Annotated in this window: 24 protein-coding genes; 14 read left to right on the top strand and 10 right to left on the bottom strand. The window is 63.0% G+C overall.

Going from position 1 to position 22,339, the window contains the following annotated elements:
* Positions 1 to 84 precede the first annotated feature (84 nt).
* A complete protein-coding gene (locus MHX61_RS11320; protein ID WP_255717604.1) occupies positions 85 to 216 on the bottom strand; it encodes a hypothetical protein in 132 nt (43 codons plus the stop codon).
* Positions 217 to 437: 221 nt separating this feature from the next.
* Between MHX61_RS11320 and MHX61_RS07170 the strand changes: the two genes are divergently transcribed.
* From MHX61_RS07170 to MHX61_RS07185, 4 genes are read left to right on the top strand one after another with little or no spacing between them, the layout of a single operon-like run.
* Positions 438 to 1,772: a DUF445 domain-containing protein gene (locus MHX61_RS07170; protein WP_239193803.1), complete on the top strand. Its 1,335-nt coding sequence runs from the start codon at positions 438 to 440 to the stop codon at positions 1,770 to 1,772.
* Positions 1,773 to 1,791: 19 nt separating this feature from the next.
* The gene (locus tag MHX61_RS07175) at positions 1,792 to 2,229 is read left to right on the top strand and encodes a CGLAU_01105 family protein (protein ID WP_204610385.1); all 438 of its coding nucleotides are present in this window, start codon (positions 1,792 to 1,794) and stop codon (positions 2,227 to 2,229) included.
* Positions 2,230 to 2,234: 5 nt separating this feature from the next.
* Positions 2,235 to 2,525, top strand: coding sequence for a DUF2516 family protein (locus tag MHX61_RS07180; RefSeq protein ID WP_204610383.1), 291 nt, complete (start codon positions 2,235 to 2,237; stop codon positions 2,523 to 2,525).
* The gene (locus tag MHX61_RS07185) at positions 2,525 to 3,046 is read left to right on the top strand and encodes a deoxyribose-phosphate aldolase (protein ID WP_204610380.1); all 522 of its coding nucleotides are present in this window, start codon (positions 2,525 to 2,527) and stop codon (positions 3,044 to 3,046) included. The genes MHX61_RS07180 and MHX61_RS07185 overlap by 1 nt, the downstream gene beginning before the upstream one ends.
* On the opposite strand, the gene MHX61_RS07190 is transcribed toward MHX61_RS07185, so the two are convergent.
* The 3 genes from MHX61_RS07190 to MHX61_RS07200 all read right to left on the bottom strand — a co-directional run bounded on the left by MHX61_RS07190 (position 3,043) and on the right by MHX61_RS07200 (position 5,280).
* Positions 3,043 to 3,891, bottom strand: coding sequence for a DUF2993 domain-containing protein (locus MHX61_RS07190; protein WP_239193805.1), 849 nt, complete (start codon positions 3,889 to 3,891; stop codon positions 3,043 to 3,045). The two genes, MHX61_RS07185 and MHX61_RS07190, sit on opposite strands and share 4 nt — an antisense overlap.
* A 64-nt stretch (positions 3,892 to 3,955) precedes the next feature.
* Positions 3,956 to 4,768 carry a class I SAM-dependent methyltransferase gene (locus MHX61_RS07195; RefSeq protein ID WP_239193807.1) on the bottom strand — a complete coding sequence of 271 codons (813 nt, stop codon included), beginning with the start codon at positions 4,766 to 4,768 and terminating at the stop codon, positions 3,956 to 3,958.
* A 20-nt stretch (positions 4,769 to 4,788) separates the two neighbouring features.
* Complete coding sequence (locus MHX61_RS07200) at positions 4,789 to 5,280, bottom strand: DUF2505 domain-containing protein (protein ID WP_239193809.1); 492 nt, start codon at positions 5,278 to 5,280, stop codon at positions 4,789 to 4,791.
* A gap of 24 nt (positions 5,281 to 5,304) precedes the next feature.
* Here MHX61_RS07200 and MHX61_RS07205 point away from each other — a divergent pair, with 24 nt between their 5' ends.
* On the top strand, positions 5,305 to 6,411 hold the full coding sequence (locus MHX61_RS07205) for a UDP-N-acetylmuramate dehydrogenase (protein ID WP_239193811.1): 1,107 nt from the start codon (positions 5,305 to 5,307) through the stop codon (positions 6,409 to 6,411).
* A gap of 137 nt (positions 6,412 to 6,548) precedes the next feature.
* Here MHX61_RS07205 and MHX61_RS07210 read toward each other — a convergent pair whose 3' ends face one another.
* On the bottom strand, positions 6,549 to 7,025 hold the full coding sequence (locus tag MHX61_RS07210; RefSeq protein WP_086588932.1) for an S-ribosylhomocysteine lyase: 477 nt from the start codon (positions 7,023 to 7,025) through the stop codon (positions 6,549 to 6,551).
* A 71-nt stretch (positions 7,026 to 7,096) separates the two neighbouring features.
* Between MHX61_RS07210 and MHX61_RS07215 the strand changes: the two genes are divergently transcribed.
* Positions 7,097 to 8,395, top strand: coding sequence for a YihY/virulence factor BrkB family protein (locus MHX61_RS07215; protein ID WP_239193813.1), 1,299 nt, complete (start codon positions 7,097 to 7,099; stop codon positions 8,393 to 8,395).
* On the opposite strand, the gene MHX61_RS07220 is transcribed toward MHX61_RS07215, so the two are convergent.
* From MHX61_RS07220 to MHX61_RS07235, 4 genes are all read right to left on the bottom strand, one after another.
* Entirely contained in the window at positions 8,392 to 9,930 is a 1,539-nt protein-coding gene (locus tag MHX61_RS07220) for an AMP-binding protein (RefSeq protein ID WP_239193815.1), read from the bottom strand. The genes MHX61_RS07215 and MHX61_RS07220 overlap by 4 nt on opposite strands.
* An 11-nt stretch (positions 9,931 to 9,941) precedes the next feature.
* Positions 9,942 to 11,651, bottom strand: coding sequence for a long-chain-fatty-acid--CoA ligase (locus MHX61_RS07225; protein ID WP_239193817.1), 1,710 nt, complete (start codon positions 11,649 to 11,651; stop codon positions 9,942 to 9,944).
* 72 nt (positions 11,652 to 11,723) lie between these two features.
* Positions 11,724 to 12,209, bottom strand: a complete 486-nt coding sequence (locus tag MHX61_RS07230; RefSeq protein WP_239193819.1) for a methylated-DNA--[protein]-cysteine S-methyltransferase — start codon at positions 12,207 to 12,209, stop codon at positions 11,724 to 11,726.
* Between the two features lies 1 nt (position 12,210).
* Complete coding sequence (locus MHX61_RS07235) at positions 12,211 to 13,926, bottom strand: long-chain-fatty-acid--CoA ligase (protein WP_239193821.1); 1,716 nt, start codon at positions 13,924 to 13,926, stop codon at positions 12,211 to 12,213.
* 66 nt (positions 13,927 to 13,992) lie between these two features.
* Here MHX61_RS07235 and mshA point away from each other — a divergent pair, with 66 nt between their 5' ends.
* The 4 genes from mshA (at position 13,993) to MHX61_RS07255 (ending at position 18,074) form a co-directional block, all read left to right on the top strand.
* On the top strand, positions 13,993 to 15,258 hold the full coding sequence (gene mshA / locus MHX61_RS07240; RefSeq protein ID WP_239193822.1) for a D-inositol-3-phosphate glycosyltransferase: 1,266 nt from the start codon (positions 13,993 to 13,995) through the stop codon (positions 15,256 to 15,258).
* 39 nt (positions 15,259 to 15,297) lie between these two features.
* Positions 15,298 to 16,044, top strand: a complete 747-nt coding sequence (locus MHX61_RS07245) for a phosphoglyceromutase (protein WP_238800529.1) — start codon at positions 15,298 to 15,300, stop codon at positions 16,042 to 16,044.
* Between the two features lie 63 nt (positions 16,045 to 16,107).
* On the top strand, positions 16,108 to 17,370 hold the full coding sequence (locus MHX61_RS07250) for an ATP-binding protein (RefSeq protein ID WP_239193823.1): 1,263 nt from the start codon (positions 16,108 to 16,110) through the stop codon (positions 17,368 to 17,370).
* On the top strand, positions 17,367 to 18,074 hold the full coding sequence (locus tag MHX61_RS07255; protein ID WP_005327214.1) for a response regulator transcription factor: 708 nt from the start codon (positions 17,367 to 17,369) through the stop codon (positions 18,072 to 18,074). Before MHX61_RS07250 ends, MHX61_RS07255 begins: the two co-directional genes overlap by 4 nt.
* Here the strand turns inward: MHX61_RS07255 and MHX61_RS07260 are convergent.
* Positions 18,071 to 18,997 (bottom strand): hypothetical protein, encoded by a 927-nt coding sequence (locus MHX61_RS07260; RefSeq protein ID WP_239193824.1) that lies wholly within the window; start codon positions 18,995 to 18,997, stop codon positions 18,071 to 18,073. The genes MHX61_RS07255 and MHX61_RS07260 overlap by 4 nt on opposite strands.
* A 33-nt stretch (positions 18,998 to 19,030) precedes the next feature.
* On the opposite strand from MHX61_RS07260, the gene MHX61_RS07265 reads away from it, so the two are divergent.
* From MHX61_RS07265 to MHX61_RS07280, 4 genes are all read left to right on the top strand, one after another.
* A complete protein-coding gene (locus tag MHX61_RS07265; RefSeq protein ID WP_239193825.1) occupies positions 19,031 to 19,960 on the top strand; it encodes a Ppx/GppA phosphatase family protein in 930 nt (309 codons plus the stop codon).
* Between the two features lie 9 nt (positions 19,961 to 19,969).
* Positions 19,970 to 21,058 (top strand): tripartite tricarboxylate transporter TctB family protein, encoded by a 1,089-nt coding sequence (locus tag MHX61_RS07270; protein ID WP_239193826.1) that lies wholly within the window; start codon positions 19,970 to 19,972, stop codon positions 21,056 to 21,058.
* Between the two features lie 73 nt (positions 21,059 to 21,131).
* Entirely contained in the window at positions 21,132 to 21,923 is a 792-nt protein-coding gene (proC, locus tag MHX61_RS07275) for a pyrroline-5-carboxylate reductase (protein WP_239193827.1), read from the top strand.
* A gap of 225 nt (positions 21,924 to 22,148) precedes the next feature.
* Complete coding sequence (locus tag MHX61_RS07280; protein WP_005276651.1) at positions 22,149 to 22,337, top strand: helix-turn-helix domain-containing protein; 189 nt, start codon at positions 22,149 to 22,151, stop codon at positions 22,335 to 22,337.
* The last annotated feature ends 2 nt before the right edge of the window (positions 22,338 to 22,339 follow it).

The raw sequence follows: 22,339 nt of genomic DNA on the forward strand, positions 1-22,339 counted from the left end.
GTTAATTCTTTCACGACGTACCTGTAATGAAGGGCGTTTGGTGGCAACCAAATCTATTGATCTGGGCGGCAGCCCAACGAGCCGTTAGGCCAGGCCCAATAATTGCTTGGCAAGGTCAATGGTGTCAATGAACGGGAAGAAGTCGTCCGTGGCATTGTCGACACCGGACGTGCGGGCTGTTTCCGTGAGGATCAATTTTGAACCCGAAGAGGGCATTGGCAGGCGTCCATAATTAATGAACCGAGTTCTAGCGAAAATGTGGTTTCCTGAACCCCTAGGTACTCTAAGACGCCTTCCAAGGAACCTGACTTCAGGATGATGCTCACATTCTTCGTTCATAAACTTAACTACTGAAGGCAGAGGTCGCGTGCTTTTAAGTACACACTAGTCTTAATGGCCGAAGCCCGAATACACCTTCACAACCTCAAGGAGAACTCATGACGCACCGCGCGGACGACAGCCTCGAAACGGCTACGGCAACGGCCTCGTCGGGTGCTGCTCCCGTGCCGCAGGCTGGCAATCAGGAGGCTCGGCGTGCGGACCTGCGCCGGTGGAAGGCGATTGCGCTGTCGTTCCTGATTGGTGCGGCGGTGATCTTTTTGGGGTGTTCGTGGTGGCAGGCGTCGGAAAGCGGAGCTCCGGTATGGGTGGGCTACGTGCGTGCAGCGGCCGAAGCCGGCATGGTGGGTGGCCTGGCGGACTGGTTTGCGGTGACCGCGCTATTTCGCCGGCCGTTGGGGCTGCCCATCCCGCATACGGCGCTGATTCCGAATAATAAGGACCGCGTGGGCGATGCCTTAAGTGACTTTGTGGAGGAGAACTTCCTTACCGCAGATGCGCTTAGCGCCAAGGTGCGGGAGGCGGAGCTGCCGCTATGGCTGGCGCGCCAGGGGGTGGAACCCGGCAAGGCGGAGGAGGCCTCCGCGTGGATTGGTGAGCGTGCCGCCAGCGTGGTGGAGGATCTCGACCCCGAAGAAGCAGAGCAATTCATCCGCACCCAAGTCATGGACCGTCTGGCCGAGCCCGAGTGGGGCCCGCCGCTGGGTAGGTTGCTGGAGGGCTATATTGCTGACGGCAAGGCTCGACCGCTGGAAGACGACCTCATTGAGTGGGCACACGGCAAGATTCTGAGCATGGAGCCCACCGTGGTCACCGCCATCGACGAGCGCATGCCGGGATGGGCGCCGCGCTTTGCCCGCGAGATGGTGGGGGAGAAGGTCTATACCGAGCTCGTGGAATTCGCCGATGAGGTGCGCCGCAATGGCAACCACGAGGCCCGCCTGGCCATTCGCCGCAACCTGTCCAAGCTGGCCTCGGATCTGCAGTGGGATGCGGACATGCGAGGGCGCATCGAGGGAATCAAGCAAGAGATGCTCGCCTCCGACCAAGCCCAGCAGGCACCGGCTGCCATGTGGCGTACGGTATCCACCACGCTCATTGATCAGCTCAATGATCCGGAGTCTTTCCTGCGCCAGAAGATTACGGCGAAGGTAAAGGAGTTGGCGCACCGCCTGCTCGAGGACTCCGAATTCCTGGCCCAGGCCAATGCGCTCGTGGATAAAGCCGCGCGCTACGCGGTGGAGAAATTCGCGCCGGAAATTATCGCTATTATCCCAGAGACCATCAAGCGCTGGGATGCGGAGGAAGCCTCCCAAAATATCGAGCTCATGGTGGGCAAGGACCTGCAATTTATTCGTTTGAACGGCACTATCGTCGGTTCCCTGGCAGGATTGGTGATATTCGCGATCAACCACCTTATCTTTGGTGCTTAGACACAAGGAGTAATGAGCAATGAGTGATAATAAGAAGATTTTCGATTCCCTGAAGGATGCCGGCAGCGCTGCTTTTGAGGTAGCCAAGGACTTCGGCGGCCGCCTGCAAGAAGAGCGCACCCAGCACGCTCATGGCGCGCAGGCACAAAGCCCCTACGGCGCCACCGGCAAGGATGGCCTAGTGGACAAGGCCACCGCCACCGCGAAGGAATTTGGTGCTTCCTTGAAGAAGGCCGCGGACGGCACCCGCGAGTCCGCGTCTTTCGCTGACGCCAAGGGCAAGTTCTCCACCGCCTATCAGGAGACCCGTGGGGGCGTTATGGATGCCTATAATTCCGCCCAGGCCCGTCGCGCGGAAAAGAAGAACGGCGCGCGCCCCGGCCAGAATTCGGCTCCTTCGCAGGGCGATAATATTATCGATGGCGAAGTAATCGATACCGACGACCCGAAGAATTAATCTGCATGGATATCCTTCTATATCTCGCATTCCGCTTTGATGCCATCATTTTCCAAATCCTCACCCTGACCGCCATCGTCGGTGCGGTGCTTGCCGCCGCCACGCGCGAGGATGCCTTCCGCGCCGGCGACCGTCAGGGCAAGTGGGTGTGGGTTGGCCTCCTGGCGGGCTCGGCCGTAGCGATGGCCACCGGCATGCCATTCCTGTCCTGGATCGGCACGGTCATTACCGGCGTGTACTGGTTTGATGTGCGCCCGCAGCTCAAGGCCATCATCAACGGCGATTACAGCTACTAATGCTTAACCTGCTTGCTGCCCCGGCCGCGTTGGTCAAGGACCGCGCCGCCGATAACACCGTCGTGGTCTCCCCGCACCATGTTTCCCTCGCCGCGGGGGCCGGCGCGGCCGATATCATCTCCGTCGCCGGTTATCCCACCGGCCGCCACCACACGCTCATCAAGGCCTCTGAGGCGCGCTTGGCCATCCAATCCGGCGCCAGCGAGGTGTGGGTCAGCCTCGATGAGACCGTGACGGATGCCAATGCCGTGCTCTCCGAGCTCATCGCCATCCGCGAGGCCTGCCCGGATCCGGCCCGCTTGGGCCTCATCGTGCCGGAGGCTGTGGGCGCAGATGCGGCCGAAGCCGCGGATGCCGCGGTTACGGCTGCACAGCAGGCCGGCTATCAGCGCCTCATTGTGCGCAGCTCTGCGGCCGGGGACCGCGCGGAATCCGGTGCCGGTGAAGAAGGCATGAAAAAAGGACCGGCGTTGGCCGCTGCCACGCTTCCGGTCCTCGAATTTCCCGTTGCTTTGGTTTAGGCGGCTTCCTTCTGCGCGTCCTGCTGCGGCGCGCCATTGTTGGCCCCACCATTGCCGGTGGTGCCCTCGCCGCCGGCCAGCTTATCCATGTCGTTCATCGGAACATCAGTGCCGGTGATGGTGAGCTTGAGCTCGCCATCGAGCACCTCCACGGAATCGACGTTCATGTCCGAGCCTACGAACTGATCCGACATGCCGTTTTGCAGCGCGGAGGAGATGGCTTCGGTGGCCTGGTCCGGCAGCTCGAGGCCGAAGATGGAGGCCTCGGTGGCGCGGATCTCCAGTTTTCCATCGTGGGCAGTGGGCTCCAGCGAAAGGTTGGCTAGGCCGCCGGCGAACTTCACGTCCAGCGCATGGTCCTGTTCATTGGCGGTGATCTCTGTAACCACCATATTGCCTATCTTCTCGCTGCCTGCCTGCTCGGAAATGCCCTTCTGGAAGGACGCCAGCAGGTAGTCATCCGGCACGGTGGTAGAAGCGCGCAGCTTGCCGGCCACTGGGTTGTCCTGGTCCGTGCTCATGTCTTCCACGTGGATCTCGGAGGCAGGCTGTCCCTTGATCTCAGTGCCGTCGATTTGCAGGGTGGACGGCGTGGTCATATCCATCTGGGAAATGGAGCCCTTAAACAACCCCAGCAGGAGCGGGCTGCCGCCGAAGCTGACGGAGGGGTCTTCTTTGACCTGGATGCCCTCTTGCTCAGCGGCCTCGTTGAATTGCGATGTCATCTGGTTGCCGATGAACCAGCGCAGGCCGAACTCGGCCAGCAGGATGAGCACGAGGAGTGCTACGAGGATGCCAATGATGATTTTCCAGGCGAGCGAACCCGCCGATTTCTTCGAAGCCATGCGTACCAGTGTGGCGCATGAGACGGCACGGGGCAAAGTCTGCGGCGAAGTTAACAGTACATTTTTAACCTTGCGGCGCCACCGATTCCCAGTCCACGGTGAGCACATTATCGCGCAGGCGCCGGCGGACGGGGTGGATGTTAAAGGGGGCGTCGGCAAGCATGGCGCGTGCCCTACGCCAGCGCACGCGCGGACCGTAAGGCGCCCAGCCGGCCGCGCGGTCCCAAGCCTCGTCGGCGGCCTGAAGCAGCTCGTGGATGGGCTCGCCGGGCACATTGCGGTGGATGAGGATTTTGGGCAGGCGCTCGGCAATATCGGAAGGACGCGCCACGTCAAACGGGTCCCACGCCAGGGTGAGCGTTCGCGGACCATGGGCATCGAGCAGCAACCAGGCGGCCCGCCGGCCGAGCTCATCGCAGGTGCCCTCCACAAAGAAACCGCCTGGGGCGAGGCGGGAACATACCGTCTGCCAGGCCTCTTCCACCTGGTCCACGTCATACTGGCGCAGCACATTAAACGCGCGCACCAGCTGCGGCCGGTAGCCGGCCAGCTCAAAACCGCCCAGCTCGAAGCGCACGCCATCGCGCGGCGGCAGCACCCGGTCCGGGTGGATCTCCAGCCCGCGCACGTCTACTTGCGGATTCGCTCGGCGCAGCCACCCTGCCCACTCCACGGTGGTCGCATGCGAGGCCCCGTAGCCCACATCCAGCGCCAGCGGCGTATCCACGTGCCTAAGCAGCGCGGAAATCTCCGGGTGCGCAAGCATCCACCTATCGCAGCGCCGCAGCCGGTTGTGGTTGGTGGTGCCGCGGGTAATAACGCCAAAAGGCCGACCCGCAGCTGCGCTAGCGCGCAGATTATGTGCGTGGTCGGCCATAGATATTGGGTCTTGAGTGCTTAGGCGTTCTCAGAAATCCACTGTTCGGTCAGCTTGCCCTCGTTGTCGAAGAGCTCGGCCAGGGACTCGCCCACCTTCGGCTCGATGGCGGCGCCCATCATCGGGATATTGACGGAAATCTCATTGACGTAGGACAGCTTGGTCATCTCGCCCTCGCCGGCCAGGGAGATATCGCCCTTGAAATCAACCGGGGTGCCCTTGACATCCGCGGTGTAGTTGACGTCAGCAGCCTCACCGTTGAGCTCGCCCACGGTAACCACGCGCTTGACCTTCAGGTCCTGGGAGACCATGGCGCGCACTGCCTCTGGCAGCAGGGTGGTCGGCAGAACCTCGAAGAGGGTGGCTACGTTATCGCTGAAGTCGTGCACCTGGCCCGCCTCGGGGGAGAGGTTGGCCACGATATACTCCCAGTATTCCTTGGTGAGCAGCGCCTTGTGAACCTTTTCGATGGGGTGATTGATGGTTACGGTGTTTTCACTACGGGTTGACATGCCTAACAGACTACCTTGGTAGGCGTGCTTGATAAATCTTTGACGCAACAGCTCACAGCGATCGACGGCGTAGAACTGGACCCCGCCGCCACCTTCGCGGACCTGACTACGCTGCGTGTAGGCGGAAAACCGCAGGCCGCACTGCGCTGCTCGCAGCCGGAGGCCGCCGTTGCCGTGGTGCGTGCCCTTGATCACACCGAAGTGAAATTCATCGTCGTTGGCGGCGGCTCCAACCTCTTGGTGGCCGATGGCGCCGTGGATCTCGTCGCGGTCATCCTCGATTTCGACGAGGTTTCCATGGACACCGAGACCGGAATGGTGCGCGCACAGGCGGGTGCCGTCTGGGATGACGTGGTGGCTCGCTCCGTGCAGCTTGGCCTAGGCGGCATCGAGTGCCTCTCCGGCATCCCCGGCACCGTGGGCGCGGTTCCCGTGCAGAATGTGGGTGCCTACGGCGCGGAAATCTCCGAGGTCCTTAGCCGCGTGCGCCTTTATAACCGCCGCACCGATAGCGATGAATGGGTCCCCGCCTCCGACCTGGACCTGGCTTACCGCTATTCCAACCTGAAATTCACCGGCCGCGCCGTGGTGCTGGAGGTGGAGCTCCAGCTCGATACCGAGGGCCTTTCCCGCCCACTGCGCTTTGGTCAGCTCACCCAGAATCCTGGCGAGCGCCGCCCCGTAGCCGAGGTCCGCGAGGAGGTCCTCAAGCTCCGCCGCGGCAAGGGCATGGTGCTCGACCCCACCGACCATGACACCTGGTCCGCCGGCTCTTTCTTTACCAACCCGGTGGTGGACTCCGCTCTTGCCGACGCCGTCCAGGCCAAGGTCCGTGCCTCGCTTGGCGATGCCACCGCAGACTCCATGCCCCGCCACCCCTCTGCCGATACCGGCCGGGAAAAGCTATCCGCCGCCTGGCTCATTGACCGCGCCGGGTTTGCCAAGGGCTACCCGGGCTCCGGCCGGGCCACGCTCTCGACGAAGCACACGCTGGCGCTGACCAACCGCGGCGAGGCCACAGCCGCCGATATTGTGAACCTCGCCCGCACCATCCGTGACGGCGTCCACGAGACCTTCGGCGTGGAACTCGTGCCAGAACCCGTGTGGATAGGCCTTTCCCTCGACGAGTAGCGCGCGAGCGCGCTTTCGCCCCGAGTCTCTGGGGAATAAAACCTACAAAGCAGCCACGATAGCGCCCTTAACCACGCGGTTTTCGGGTCTATCGTGGCTGCTTTTTCAGTTCGGCGCCTCTCGCGCCGGCGACTCGCTTAGGCCGCCATGACCTGGAGCCACTCATCCTTAGCGCCCAGGAATGCGCGGGCCGCCTCCTGCGCGCCCTCCAAGCTGTGGTGCGCACCCCAACCGCACTGCTCTTCGTTGGCGGCCGGTACCTCGGTAGCGTTAAGAATATCGTTGAGCGCGCCTTCCACCGCGCGCAGCAGCTCGTCCTGTTCCATGCCGTTGGTGATGGCGTAGAAGCCGGTGCGGCAGCCCATCGGGGCGAAACCGATGAGCTTATCGGTGTAATTGCGCATGAAGTTTGCCATCATGTGCTCCACCGAGTGCAGCGCCTTGGTGTCCAGGTGGTCCTGGTTAGGCTGGCAAAAGCGCAGGTCATACTTGATGATTTCGACGCCGCCGCCCAAATCCGTGCGGTCGGCCACGCGGATATATGGCGCGCTGACTAGGCGGTGGTCGAGTTCGAAGGACTTAACGTTGAGCTTCTTTTCATTCTGGTCAGTCATGCTTCTCCAGTGTAATCACGGCTGAGTGTCACTTCCTGAAATAGATTCTTTACCCCATACGCTGGGATAATATGAGCACTCTCGACGACGCCGCCGAGGCCCCCGGCGCCGCACGCACCCCTGGGGACTTGCCTTCTGCCGAACAGCCTGAAGGTAAGCAGCCCGCCGGCGAACAGCCTGCCGGCCGCCCGCCTGCCGGCACTCCGTCGAGCGCCGCGGCCACTCCGGTGAGCGAATCCGAGTACGAGGGGGCGGATAAGATCGTGCCCAGCACCGCGCCCACCGTGGTCAAGATTGCGGGCCATACCGAGGAAGTAGATCCCCTGGCCCGCGGCAACCGCTTGCGTAAGGAAAGCTGGGGGCTGGTGGTGCGCCGCGTGTGGGCCGATTTCTTTCATGATGCCTTGATGGATCGTGCGGCCACGATGACGTACTTCACGCTCATGGCCTTTGCCCCCACGGTGCTGGCTGCCTATTCCATCGCCACGCTTATTTTCTCCTCGCGACGTGCCGAGGTGCACGAATTAACCTCGCAATTCATTGCGGACTACGTGCCCAGTTCCATGACGGAGCAGGCCGAAAAACTGGTGGGCTCCATCATTGGTTCCACGGCGCAAGGCACCTTCGCTCTGGTGGTATCCGTGCTGATTTCACTCTTTGCGGCCTCGGCCTATGTGCGCGCCTTCTCGCGCACGGCCAATACCGTCTATGGGCGAGTGGAAGGCCGTGGAATCATCCGCACCTGGGCGCTGATGTGGGGGCTGACCATTGTTCTCGTCATCGGTGCGGTCATCGTGCTCTTTGCTAACCTGCTGCGCGATACCATCGTGAGCAGCGTTATCGATCCCCTCGCGGGCAAGTTGGAGATGCAGGGCACCGCGGACTTTTTGGGTGGGATCTTCATGCCAGTGTGGAATTGGCTGCGCTTCCCGCTCACCGTGGTGATCGTGCTGAGCTTGATCGCCATCTTGTATCACTTTTCCCCGAACGTGCGGCCGGCGCGCTTTCGGTGGATAACCCTAGGCTCCGTCGTAGCACTGAGCACCAATGTTGTGGTGTGGGGAGCATTTGCGCTGTATACCCAGCGCTTTGCCGGAGCCAGCGTCTATGGCGCCTTCAGCCTCATCATGGCCGTATTCATGGCCGTGTGGCTTTCAAATACGATGCTCATTCTGGGCATCAAGCTCGATGCGGAGATCCTGCGCGCCAAGGAGCTGCAATTGGGCCTGCACGCCGCGCGGCATATCCAGGCCCCGCCGCGTTCCGACGCCGCCGCTAAGTCCCAAGCCCGCGCCCAGCACGACCTTGAGAAGCGTTCTGAGCGCATCTACCAACAGGCGGTGCGCCGGGGAGAGCGGGAAGAAAGCTAGCCCTGGTTGAGCAGGGCGAGGAGATCGCGCTGGACATCGCGGCGGCGCAGCTTGCCCAGCTGATCGCCGGCGAGCTCATCCATGGCAAAGAAGCGCTGCGGGACCTTATAGCGCGCCACCAACCCGCGGCAATGGTCGCGCAAGGCGGATTCGTCGAGCTGCGCGCCGGGGGCAAGGACTACGCAGGCGGCTACATCCTCAGAACCATCGGAGCGAGGAAGGCCCACGACCGCGGCCTGGGCAATATCGGGATGAGAGGTTAAAGCCTCCTCGACCTCGCCGGGATAGACATTGAAGCCACCGGTGATGATGATTTCCTTGATACGGCCCACCAAGCGGATATGGCCATCGGGATCGCGCACGCCCATGTCCCCGGTGCGGAACCAGCCGTCATGGAAGGCGGTGGCGGTGGCGGGGGCGTCGGCAAGGTAGCCGCTAAAGACTTGCGGGCCGCGGGCGAGGATCTCGCCGGCCTCGCCATCCGGCTGGGTGCGGCTGAGGTCGTGAGGATCGCTGATGCGCAGCTGCGTATCCGGCAGCGGCAGGCCGATGGTGCCGGCGCGCCGGGAGTCGTCGAGGGGATTGATAGTCAGCACGGGAGAGGTCTCCGTAAGCCCATAGCCTTCCACCAGCATGCCGCCGGTGCGCGCCTCCCATGGCTCGATAATGCGCGAGGGGAGGGAAGCCGCGCCCGAGATGGAGTAGCGTACCCCGCCGAGGTCCGCGGGTGCGTCAGAAGCGGCGGTGGCTGGGGCCGCGGGAGTGGCCGCCATGGCGCGCTCGTAGATGGTGGGCACGCCTGGCATCCAGGTGGGGCGGCGCGCGGCAAGTGCCTTGGTCACCGCGTCGGTGTGTGGGGCAGGCAGCAGGATGATCTCAGCCGCGCAGCGGACCGCGAGGAGCACGCTCATCGTCAGGCCATAGGAATGGAACATGGGCAGCGCGGCCAGGAAGCGCTCGTGGCCAGCGCGCAGCGGGGCTTGGGTTTCCAGCTGCAGGCAGTTGGCCGCGAGGTTGCCGTGGGTTAAGACCACGCCCTTGGGGCGGGCGGTGGTGCCGGAGGTGTAGAGGATAAGGGCGGCGTCGGCAAGTGCGGCAGGATGCGGCTCCACCGGGGCGCCGCTGAGGGGAAGCGGCTCGCTGAGGGAAACGGTAATGGTGGTCTCAACCTGCGCGGACACGGTGGGGGCGATGTCCTCCCAGGCAATCGCCACACGGGCGCCATGGTGGGCGAGCAGCGGGGTGAGCTCGTGCGCGGTATAGCGCGGATTGTGCTCCACCACCACCGCGCCCAGGCGCAGGATGGCGAAGAATGCCACCACGTGCTGCGGGCAATTGGGTAGCAGGAGCGCCACGCGGTCGCCGGGGCGCACACCCATCTCGCGCAGGGCACCGGCCGCGGCCGCCACCTGGGCGTCGAGCTCGCCATAGGTGAGCGTGTGGCCAGCGAAGTAGGTGGCGGGGCGCTGGGGAAACCTCGCGACGGCGGCCGCGAGGAAATCCGTCAAGGTAGCGCCATAGTGAATATCTGCCATAGCCGCTAAGTTTAGGCCTTTGCCTCCAGCAGCTCGAGTAGGTCCTTGCGCACCTGGTGGCGGCGGATTTTGCCCAGGTGGTCGCGCGCCAGATCTTCGAAGTGGTAGAAGGTGCGCGGCACCTTATAGCGGGTCAGGCGCTCGCGGCAGAATTCCTTCAAACCCTCGGGATCGAGCACGGCGCCATCGCGCAGGGTGACGCAGCCGACGACATCCTCGGATCCATCCTGGCGCGGGCGGCCCACGGCGGCGACATCCACGACGTCGGGATGCTGGGCAATCGCCTCTTCTACCTCGGCGGGGTAGACGTTGAAGCCGCCGGTGATGATGATTTCCTTGATGCGGCTGACCAGCTTGATATAGCCATCCGGTTCCATGAGTGCCATATCGCCGGTGCGGAACCAGCCGTTGTGGAAGGTCTTTTCGGTAGCGGCGGCATTGCCAAAATAACCCTGGAAAATCTGCGGGCCGCGCGCGAGCATCTCGCCCGGTTGGCCATCGGGTTGGGTTTCATCCAGATTCTCAGGGTTGGCAATGCGCACCTCCGTATCCGGGAAGGGTACGCCTACATAGCCGGGGCGGTGCTTGCCGTTCATGGGATTGGCCGTAAGTACCGGGGAAGTCTCCGTCATGCCGAAGCCCTCCACGAGCCGGCCGCCGGTCAGGGCCTCCCAGCGTTCCACAATCTCTACCGGCAGCGTGGCGGCGCCGGAGAAGGCATTGCGGATGCCGCTTAAGTCGACGTCCTTTTCTTCCGCCGCGTCCATGATCTTCTGATACAGCGTGGGAACGCCCGGCAGCCAGGTAGGCGTGCGCTTCTTGACGATGTCCATAATCAGCGGCATCTGCGGGGAGGGCACCAAGATGAGCTCGGCACCGAGGTAGATGCTAAAGATGCACAGCGTGGTCATGCCGTAGGCGTGGAAGATGGGCAATGCCGCGAGGAAGCGCTCTTGTTGCTTGCCCATCTGTGGCACCCAGGCCTTGCCCTGAATGGCATTGGCAATGAGGTTGCCGTGCGAAAGCAGGGCGCCTTTGGGCTTCCCGGTGGTGCCGGAGGTATAGAGGATGAGCGCAATATCGTCTTGGGAGATCTCAGGGATATCGAGGTCCGAGCCATCGCCGCCAATGGCCGCGCCGATGAGGGTGGACCACTCCACGGTATTGGGCGCGGGGCTGGTGAGCTGTTCGCGCTTGGCGGCCAGCGGTGGGAGGGGCAGGCGCAGCGCGAGGCGCTTGAGCGGTGGCATGGCATCGACCATGTTGACGGAGACGATGGTCTCCAGCGGGGTGGTCGAGCGCAGCCTTTCTAGCGTGGAGGCGGTTTTATCCCAGGAGATGGCCACGCGCGCGCCGTGGTCATTGAGCAAGCCTTCTAGCTCCGGGGCGGTATAGAGCGGGTTGTGTTCGACCACGGTGGCACCAAGCAGCTGCACCGCGTAGAAGGCCGCGACGTGCTGGGGGCAGTTAGGCAGCACGATGGCTACCTTGTCGCCGGGGCGAATGCCAAAAGCCTTGAGCCCGGCCGCAGCGGCGCGCACCTGGGTATCGAGCTCCGCGTAGGTCTGCGTCTTTCCAAAGAAGTAGGTGGCGGATTTATTGGCATTGACCCGCAGGTTATTGCGGTAGTAGTCGACGATGGTTTTATCGCCGTAGTCCAGCGTGTGTGGGGTCCAATCGCTGTAGTGCTCGAGCCAGGCTCGGGAGGGGGAAGCGGACACGCGGAAAACCTTTCGTTTGGCTACAAAAACTATTTCTGAGGGGATAGCATATCCCAAATATGAGGAATCCCTCTAGTTTTCTTCTAGTGTCAGCAAAAAGCGTTTGGCGTCCAGACCGCCCGCATAGCCGCCGAGCCCGCCATCGCTGCGCAGCACCCGGTGGCATGGCCGCACGATGAGCAGGGGATTGGCGCCGCACGCGCTGCCCACGGCCCGCGTCGCGCCGGGCCGGCCCAGCAGCTTGGCGACGTCGCGGTAGGTGACCGTCTCCCCATAGCCAATCTCGGCCAGCCGCGCATGCACCGCGGCGCGAAAGTCGGTCGTCGCAGGCGGGTCGAGGGGCAGCTCGAAAGCGCGGCGCTGGCCGGCGAAATACTCCGCGATCTGCACCTGGGCGGCATCGAGCACGTCCGCGCTGCGCTTATCGACGCCCCCTTCATCCACACCGCCCACCGCTTCCTGCGGGGTGCTGGCCGCAGTGATGTCGACGCGGGAAAGCCCCCGCGGGCTCGCCTGCAAGCACAGGGGTCCGAGGGGGCTATCGATAAGGCGGAACATGTTAATTCTGTTCGGCCTCGAGGCGGCGGATGAGGTCTGCCTGGACCTCGCGGCGGCGGATCTTGCCCATCTGGTCCTTGGCCAGCTCCTCAAAGTGATAGAAGGTGCGCGGGACCTTGTAGCGGGTCAGGCGCTCGCGGCAGTAGTCCTTGAGTCCTTCCGGGTCCAGGGCGGCGCCATCGGCGAGGTCGAGGCAGGCCACGACGTCCTCGGAGCCGTCCTCGCGCGGGCGTCCGACCACGGCGACGTCATCGATGCTCGGGTGCTCGCGCAGGATTTCTTCCACCTCACCGGGGTAGACGTTGAAGCCGCCGGTGATGATGATTTCCTTGATGCGGCTGACCAAGCGGATGAAGCCGTCTTCTTCCATAACGCCCATGTCACCGGTGCGGAACCATTCGCCGTGGAAAGCGGCCTCGGTGGCCTCTTCATTGTTGAGGTAGCCCTTGAAGATCTGCGGGCCGCGGGCCAGCACCTCGCCCTCAACGCCGTCCGGCTGGGTCTCGTCCAGGTTATCCGGGTTGGCAATGCGCACCTGGGTATCCGGGAACGGAATGCCCACGTAGCCCGGGCGGCGGTCGGTGCTCATGGGGTTGCCCACAATAATCGGCGAGCACTCCGTGAGGCCATAGCCCTCCACCAAGAGGCCGCCGGTGTAGTTCTCCCACTTGTTGACCGTGTCCGAAGGCAGGGTAGACGCACCGGAGAAGGCTGCGCGCACACCCTTGATGGGGATTTCCTGATCCTCGGCGGCCTTCACGATGCGCTCGTAGAGCGTCGGCACGCCCGGTACCCAGGTCGGGGTGTGCTTCTTCATCAACTGCATGATGAGCGACATATCCGGCTTAGGCAGGATGACAAGCTCGCCGCCGATGAACTGCGCAAGGGTGACGTTCATAGTTAGGCCATAGGCGTGGAAGAAGGGGAGGGCGGCCAGCATACGCTCCGGCTTATCGCCCAAGCCAGGAACCCACGCCTTGCCCTGCATGATGTTAGAAAACAGGTTGCCGTGCGAGAGCATGGCGCCCTTCGGGGCGCCGGTGGTGCCAGAGGTGTACATAATCAGCGCGATGGTGTCTTTGTCCACGTCCTCCGGCGTGGTGATATCGCTGCCGTCGCCGCCGATGGCATTGCCCACCAGGGTCTCCCACGGCACGGTATTGGGCGCCGGGGACGATAGCTGCTCGCGCTTGGATTTCAGTGGCGGGATGGGCAGGCGTAGGGCGGCGCGCTGCAAGGTAGGCATGGCGTTGATCATGTTGATGGACACGACCGTTTCCAGGTTGGTGGTCGCACGCAGCTTCTCCAAGGTCGGCGCTGCCTTATCCCAGGCAATGGCGATGCGCGCGCCGTGATCCTGGAAGAGCCCTTCCAGCTCGTGGGCGGTGTAGAGCGGGTTGTGCAGCACCACCTGGGCGCCCAGCTTCAAGATGGCGTAGAACGCCGCGATGTACTGCGGCGAGTTCGGTGCCACGATGGCGACTCGGTCACCGGGGCGCACACCGAAGGCCTTCAGGCCAGCGGCCGCAGCGCGAACCTGCCGGTCCAGCTCCGCATACGTTTGGGTGCGTCCGAAAAAGTAGGTGGCCGGCTTATCGCCGTTGACCTCAAGATTATTGTCGTAAATGTCCAGCAGCGTGGTCTCGCCATACTCGAGGTGGTGCGGTGTCCATTCCGGGTAATACTGGAGCCAAGCCTGTGATTCGTATGCGGACAAAACTATACCTTTCGGTAGCGTAGGTTTCTGGCAGGGGCCAGTATAGCGCCGGTAGAATTGAGCGCCATGCGCATCGCCATGATCTCTATGCATACGTCCCCCATTGAGCAGCCCGGCTCGGGGGACGCCGGCGGTATGAACGTCTACGTCCTCAATATCGCCCGCCAACTAGCCCGCCGGGGAATCGAGGTGGACGTCTACACTCGCGCTACCCGGCCTAGCCAGGGCGAAATCATTGAGGTTGAGCCCCACCTGCGCGTCATTAATATCGTCGCCGGGCCGTACGAGGGCCTGGATAAAGAGGATCTGCCTACCCAGCTGGCCGCTTTCGCGGGCGGCATGGTGCAATTTGCCAAGTGGCAGGGCAAGAAATATGACCTTATTCACTCCCACTACTGGCTCTCCGGCCAGGTGGGCTGGCTGCTACGGGATCTCTGGGGCATTCCGCTCATCCATACGGCCCATACCCTCGCTGCGGTGAAAAACGCCTCCCGGACCGCGGATGACACCTTGGAGTCCGAGGCCCGCCGCATCTGCGAACAGCAGCTGGTAGATAATGCGGACCTGCTCGTGGTCAATACCGAGCAAGAAGCCCGCGACCTGGCCGAGCACTACGACGCCGAACGCGACATCATTCACGTAGTCTCGCCCGGCGCCGACGTCGAGCTTTTTACCCCTGGCACAGACCGCAATACCGAACGTTCCCGCCGCGAGCTGGGCATTCCGCTGCACACCAAGGTGGTGGCCTTTGTCGGGCGCTTACAAAAATTCAAAGGCCCGGAGGTCCTTATCCGCGCCACGGCCGAGCTCTTCCGCCGCGAGCCGGCTCGCAACCTGCGGGTGGTTATCTGCGGTGGCCCGTCGGGGGCCAATACGGCGCCGGAGGCCTATAGGGAGTTGGCGCGCGAGTTGGGCGTCGATAAGCGCGTGCGCTTTTTGGGCGCCCGCCCGCCAGAGGAGCTGGTGGGGATCTACCGCGCGGCCGATATCGTGGCGGTGCCTAGCTATAACGAGTCCTTCGGCCTAGTGTCGCTGGAGGCCCAGGCTTCTGGCACGCCGGTGGTGGCCGCGGCCGTTGGCGGGCTGCCCATCGCCGTAGCAGACGGGGAGACTGGCCTGCTGGTGCACTCGCATGACCCGTCCGACTGGGCCGATGCTCTAGCCCGCCTGCTTGACGACGACCCCATGCGCATCACCATGGGCGAAGCCGCCGTCGCCCACGCCGCGCGCTTTAGCTGGGCCAGCTCCGCCGCCGCACTCGCAGAAATCTATGACGAAGCCAGCCGCATCAAGGTCCCGGATTGCCATCAACGGCGGGCGATTGGGGATTAAACCCCGACGCCGGTAATAATTTCGTGGCATGCTGGAGACATGACTAACGGAAAGCTGATTCTTCTTCGCCATGGCCAATCCAAGTGGAACGAGTCCAACCAGTTCACTGGCTGGGTCGATGTAGATCTGACCGAAAAGGGCGAGGCGGAAGCCAAGCGCGGCGGTGAGCTGCTCGCGCAGGAAGGCGTTCTGCCCGATGTCCTCTATACCTCTCTTCTGCGCCGCGCTATCCGTACCGCAAATATCGCACTCAACGCCGCCGACCGCCACTGGATCCCAGTGGTGCGCGACTGGCGCCTCAACGAGCGCCACTACGGCGCCCTGCAGGGCCTGAACAAGGCCGAGACCAAGGAAGAATACGGTGAGGAAAAGTTCATGGCATGGCGCCGTTCCTATGACACGCGCCCGCCGGAGCTGGCCGATGACTCCGAGTACTCCCAGACCAATGACCCGCGCTACGCGGACCTGGAAAAGGTCCCGCAGACCGAGTGCCTGAAGGACGTCGTCGCCCGCTTCGTGCCGTACTTCGAGGAAGAAATCCTCCCACGCGCCAAGAAGGGTGAGACCGTGCTCATCGCCGCACACGGCAACTCCCTGCGCGCACTGGTCAAGCACCTGGACAATATCTCCGATGACGATATTGCCGGCCTGAATATCCCGACCGGCATCCCGCTGGTGTATGAGATCACCGAGGATGGCTCCGTAGTAAACCCAGGTGGCACCTACCTGGATCCGGAAGCCGCCGCTGCCGGTGCCGCCGCCGTTGCTGCGCAGGGCGGTAAGTAAGAAACTGCGCCACAGTCCCCGGGGAGTATTCCCTGGGGACTTTGTGGTGGATAGGGTAGACACGTGGAATTGATTCTTTCCTTTGCTGCCGGCGTGGTGGCCTGCGGGCTGGCGCTACCGGCGATTTCTTGGCTGCGCGGGCGCATTGCGCGCTACCGCCAAGCCACCGATGCCGAGGCCAACCAGGTCACGACGGTCAGCCAGGTACTGCACTTGGCCGTGCAGGGCTCGCCGACGGCCCTGGCGGTGCTGGACCGCAGCCAAGAAATCGTCATGTCCAATCCCGCCGCCCACGAGATGTCCCTGGTGCATGATCGCGCCGTGAACCCGGACGTGTGGCAGACCGCGCAGGAGGTCTTCGAGGACAAGGAGACCCGCACCGTCGATCTGGCCATTCCCAAGCGCCGCACGGGCCACCGCGTCACCCAGTTCAAGGCGGTTATTAAGCCGCTGACGCTTAACGACGGCCGCTTTGTCATCATCTACGGCACCGATGAGAGCGAAAACGTCCGCATGGAATCCGCCCGCCGCGATTTCGTGGCAAACGTTTCCCACGAGCTCAAGACCCCCGTCGGCGGCATTGCCCTGCTGGCCGAGGCCCTGCTGCAAGACCCCGGTGACCAGGAAACCGTGGAGTACTTTGGCAATAAGGTTTACAAGGAAGCCAACCGCATGGCCGATATGGTCAGCGAGCTTATTTCCTTGTCCAAGCTGCAAGGCGCTGAGGCGCTGCCAGAGATGGAACCGTTGGCAGTCGATGACCTCATCGAGGAAGCACTCTCGCGCAACCAACTGGCTGCGGAGGCCCGCTCCATCGAGCTCAACCGGGGCGCCTCCGCCGGCGTGCAGGTCAAAGGAGATAGGTCCCTGCTGGTTACCGCACTATCTAACCTCATCTCCAACGCGATTAACTATTCGCCGGAGAAGATGCCGGTATCGGTCTCCCAAAAAGTCGTGGACGGTGGGGTCGTGCTCATCCGCGTCACCGACCGCGGCATCGGTATCGCACCGGATGATCAAAAACGTGTTTTTGAGCGCTTCTTCCGCGTAGACCAAGCCCGGTCGCGGCAGACCGGAGGCACTGGCCTAGGATTAGCAATTGTTAAACACGTGGTGGCCAACCATGGCGGCAACATCAAACTGTGGTCCCGGCCCGGTACGGGTTCTACATTCACTATTGAGTTGCCTATCTACAGAGAAGAAAAGCCAGCGCAGGATGCTGGCATGAAGGATAATGAGAAAAAGGATGCCGTCACTGCGGCGGCGCCTGGGCTCCCGCGTGCAGTAGCACGCGTCGCAGCACGTCGAAAGGATAAAGCACAATGACCACCATCCTCATCGTTGAAGATGAAGAGTCGCTGGCAGATCCGCTGGCATTCCTCCTCCGCAAGGAGGGCTTCGAGCCGATCATCGCGCACGATGGCCCTACGGCGCTGGAAAAGTTTGCCGCTAACGACATCGATATCGTCCTTCTAGACCTCATGCTGCCCGGCATGTCAGGCACCGAGGTATGCAAGCAGCTGCGCACCACCTCGTCCGTGCCGGTCATCATGGTGACCGCGCGCGATTCCGAGATCGACAAGGTCGTCGGCCTCGAGCTGGGCGCCGATGACTATGTGACCAAGCCCTATTCCTCCCGCGAGCTCATCGCGCGTATCCGCGCAGTCCTGCGCCGCGGCCACGATTCCGGCGCCGGTGCCGATACCGAGGCGGAGGAAGAAGTAGCCGAGCAGATCCTCGAGGGCGGCCGCGTCAAGATGGACGTGGAACGCCACACCGTTACCGTCGCGGACGAGCCGGTATCCATGCCTCTCAAGGAATTCGATCTCCTGGAGTACCTGCTGCGCAACGCCGGCCGCGTACTTACCCGCGGCCAGCTCATTGACCGCATCTGGGGCGCCGATTATGTTGGCGACACCAAGACGCTCGATGTTCACGTCAAGCGCCTGCGCTCCAAGATCGAGGAGCAGCCCTCCCGCCCGAAGCACCTGGTTACGGTGCGCGGCCTGGGCTATAAATTCGAGCTCTAGCTCCCCGTCTGCTGGCTTCCTGCCTGCAGGCTCCCGGCCTTCACGCTGGCCGGGTGCTGCGTGAGCTGGACGCCGTGCTCGGCCGCCGCGGCGCGGGCCTTGCAGTGCGCGGCCAAAATCTCATAGGACTCTCGGCCCATGAGCGCTACCAGCTCGTCCTCGTGCGATTGCCACATCGGCAGCGGGTTGGCGTGGCAGGCGGCATCGGCCGAGCAATACCAATCAAAGTCTTCGCCGCCATTGCCCCAACCGCGACGGTCATACTCGCCGATCTGCGTGCGCAAAATCTCCTGGCCATCCGGGCGCTCTTCATAGTCTTCGTAGCGGCGCAGCGGTAGCTGCCAGCACACCTCGGGTTTGACCACAGTGAGCTCCTCGCCGGCATCGACAGCCCACTGGTGCAGCGCGCAGCCCGTACCCGTTGCCCAGCCGGTGCGGTTGGCAAAAATGCACGCGCCATCCACGATGGGTGTCTTCAGCGCCGGTTCCGGTTCGCCGTCCTCGCCGTCGAGCTCGTCCCACTCTAGCCATGGCTCCAACTCGTCCGTAGCGTCCTGCGCGAGGAACTCATCTACCCCCGCTGGGCGCAGCTGCCAATACTTGGCGGGCATGCGCGAGACGGCGTCGTAAAGCTGGTCGCGGTCTTCCTCATCGGCCATATAGGCGCCATGCACGCAGCAGCCCACCTCGGGCTGGCTCTTATCGATGCCTCGGCATGCCGACGTCCCAAATTGGCAGCTGTAGTGCGATTCCACCCATGTTAGGTCGATGGAAAAGACGTGGTGTGGGTCGTTCGGGTTGGTAAATTCGAACCACTCCCGCGGGAAATCGGGGGCCTCTTCGCGGCCCGCTCTTATCGACGCCGCCGCGGGCGAGCTCGCGGGAAAACCTAGGTATACCGTGTCAGATTCTGGGCGATTCACACCTAACCACGGTAGACCTACTACGCTATTAGTGTGCGATTAGGTGTATTAGACGTCGGAAGCAATACCGTCCACCTCGTTGCGGTCGACGCCGCGACGGGCGGACGGCCCACTCCGATGAGCGATTGGAAGACCCCGCTCCGGCTGGTCGAGCAGCTGGACAAGAAGGGCAACATCCATGAAAAGGGTGTAAAGAAGCTGGTCAGCGCCGTAGCGGAGGCGAGCGAGCTAGGCGATAAGCTGGGCTGCGCGGAATTTATCGCCTTTGCTACCTCGGCGGTGCGCTCTGCACCCAATTCCGAGGCCGTGCTCGATGAGGTGGAAAAGCAGACCGGCGTACGCCTGCAGATCCTCTCCGGCGTGGAAGAAGCCCAACTGACCTTCCTCTCCGCGCGCCGCTGGTACGGCTGGTCCGCCGGCCGCATTACCAACCTGGACATCGGCGGCGGCTCGCTAGAGCTGTCCACCGGTACCGACGAGCACCCCGACCTTGCCTTCTCCCTCGACCTGGGCGCTGGCCGGTTGACCCATAATTGGTTCGACACCGACCCGCCAGAGAAGAAAAAGGTAAGCGCGCTGCGCGATTTCATTGATGCGGAGCTTGAGGACGCCGCCCAGCAGATGAAGGCTATGGGCCCCGCTGGCCTTGCCGTGGGTACCTCCAAAACCTTCCGTACGCTGGCCCGCCTGACCGGTGCCGCACCTTCGTCTGCCGGCCCATACGTCAAGCGCACGTTGACTGCACCGGGTCTGCGCCAGTTGATCTCCTTTATCTCTCGCATGACTGCGGCAGACAGAGCGGACCTAGAAGGTGTAAGTTCTAACCGATCGCACCAAATCGTTGCCGGCGCTCTGGTAGCCGAGGCATCCATGCGAGCCTTGGACATCGAGAAGCTGGAAATCTGCCCGTGGGCGCTGCGTGAGGGCGTCATTTTGCGCCGGACCGACAAGGGATTGGAATAGGAAGAGATCATGGCTGACAAAAACCAGTTGACCGTGGCGGAGCTGCTGGCTCGCAATAAGAAGGCCCGCGGCGAAAAGGACGGCAAGGACGAGAAGCGTTCGCGCCGCCACCGCCGCAGCCTCGATGAAGGCGGCATTTCCGTTGCCGAGCTAACCGGCAACCTCAAGAAGGTCGAGGCTTCGCCTGCCGAGGCCAAGCACACCTCCGTCTCCATCGACGAGGACGCCCCCGTCATCCGCGCCCCCAAGGCCGCCGACGCGACCGATACCGACTCCGCAAAGAAGTCCACCGACAAGCCTGCTTCTCAGTCCGCAGCCACGACCGCTGCTCAGCCTGCCGCGCCGAAGGCCGCATCGAAGGCTGCACCAAAGACCGCCGCAAAGGCAGAACCAAAGGCTGCTCCTAAATCTGCGGAGAAGCCCGCAGCCAAGGCTGCCGCCAAGCCAGCGCAGACCGCACAGCCGGCCGCGTCCGCCCCATCGGCTGCACAGCCCACCGCAAAGAAGAAGCAGCCTTCTGCCGATGACACCGCGGTAATCCAGCGCGTGGATAAGGCGAAGACGGACGACGCCAAGTCTGCTGCCACCAAGCCTGCAGCGGAGAAGCCGACCGCAGACAAGGCCAGCGCGGACAAGATCACCGCAGCGAAGCCCGTTGCCGAAAAGCCGAAGGCCGACAAGGGCGCAAAGGCAGCCGGAGCGGGAGCTGCGGCAGCCGGCGCTGGAGCGGCCGCCGCGGCGGTGCCGGCGTCGAAGAAGGCGGGCGTCGCTAAGGATGCCGAGGAAACCGGCAACCTGCCCAAGGTCGAGGACGACAAAGAGTGGATCGAGGAAGAGCACGAGAAGCTCAACCCAGTGTCCATCCTGCTGATGATTGTCGCGGGCATCCTGCTGGCGATTGTCATCTTCAAGGGCTTTGAGATTCTGTGGGATAGCTTCCCGCGCCTAGTCGTCGCCATCCTGGCGCTGTGCGTCACCGCAATTATGGTGGGCGTGACGCACGCCCTGCGCACCGCGCGCGATGGGTTCTCCATGTTCCTGGCCGGCTTTACCGGCCTAATCCTGACCTTCGGCCCGCTGCTGTTGGTTATGCTCTAAGCCCCTCGCTTGTCGACGCCCCGGTTACCCCACGTGGTAGCCGGGGTTCCGCATTTTTGGCATGGTGGAGACTATGACAAAGATTGCAATTTTAGGCGGCGGACAAATCGGTGAGGCTTTGACCTCGGGACTCGTAGCTTCCGGCTTTGCGGGCTCGGATATCACGGTCACCAATCGCACCGAATCGCGCAGCCAGGAACTCAAAGAGACTTATGGCGTCAACGTCACCAGCGATAATGCGGCGGCGGTGGACGGCGCGGACTATATCTTCGCCTGTGTGAAGCCTTATGCCATCCTCGACCTGCTCGAGGGCCTTAAGCCGGCAAAGGACGCCGTGGTAGTTTCCATGGCCGCAGGCCTGACGCTGGAGCAGCTGCAGGGTGCGGCGGGCGAAGGTGTGCCGGTGGTGCGCGTTATGCCCAATACCCCCATGTTGGTGCGCCGCGGCATGTGCACCTGCGCGGCCGGTGAGCACGTGAGCGACGCCCAGATGGACGGCGTGCGCGAGCTGCTGGAGGCCGTCGGCGAGGTTGCGGTCATCCCGGAGAAGAATATCGACGCCGCCACCGCACTGGCGGGATCCTCCCCGGCCTATTTCTTCCTTGTGGCAGAAGCGCTTGTCGATGCCGGCGTGCAGCTCGGCCTTCCCCGCGACGTCGCCGAGAAGCTTGCCGCCCAGGCCGCAGCAGGCTCTGGTGAGATGCTGGTTAGCTCCGGTCGCTCGGCCACCCAGCTGCGCGCTGGCGTAACCTCGCCGGGTGGCACTACCGCGGCCGCCGTCCGCGAGCTGGAGGAGTCCGGCTTGCGCGGCGCGTTCTACCGCGCGGCAGAGGCCTGCTCCGATAAGGCTAAGGAGCTCGGCTAGCGCCGCCGTGTGCGACCTCCCCGTGGTGGGGGTGTACCCACCCGGGAGTGTTGGGGCGGGTGTTAAGCAGCGCTTTTGGGGGAAACCCTAATGAATGCTGTGAAAAAATTTGGCACTTGGGTCGCATTAGTCACATGTTTCACGATAGGCTAGGGCAAGCACGTGCGTGAAGTCCTGTGGGAGGGGAAGCCTACAGCGCGTAACGAGCTGAAGGGTTAGATATATATGGCAAATGAAGAAAAGGGAACCTTTCTGACGATCGCGGAGGTCGCCGAGATTATGCGCGTCTCCAAGATGACCGTCTACCGTTTGGTTCACGCAGGCGAAATGCCGGCTGTTCGCGTCGGACGCTCCTTCCGCGTTCACGAGTCCGCCGTCAACGAGTACTTGGAGGCTTCCGTCTACGGAGCCTAGGC

The sequence above is a fragment of the Corynebacterium sp. ACRPF genome (assembly GCF_022347395.1).
Lineage (GTDB): Bacteria > Actinomycetota > Actinomycetes > Mycobacteriales > Mycobacteriaceae > Corynebacterium > Corynebacterium tuberculostearicum_D.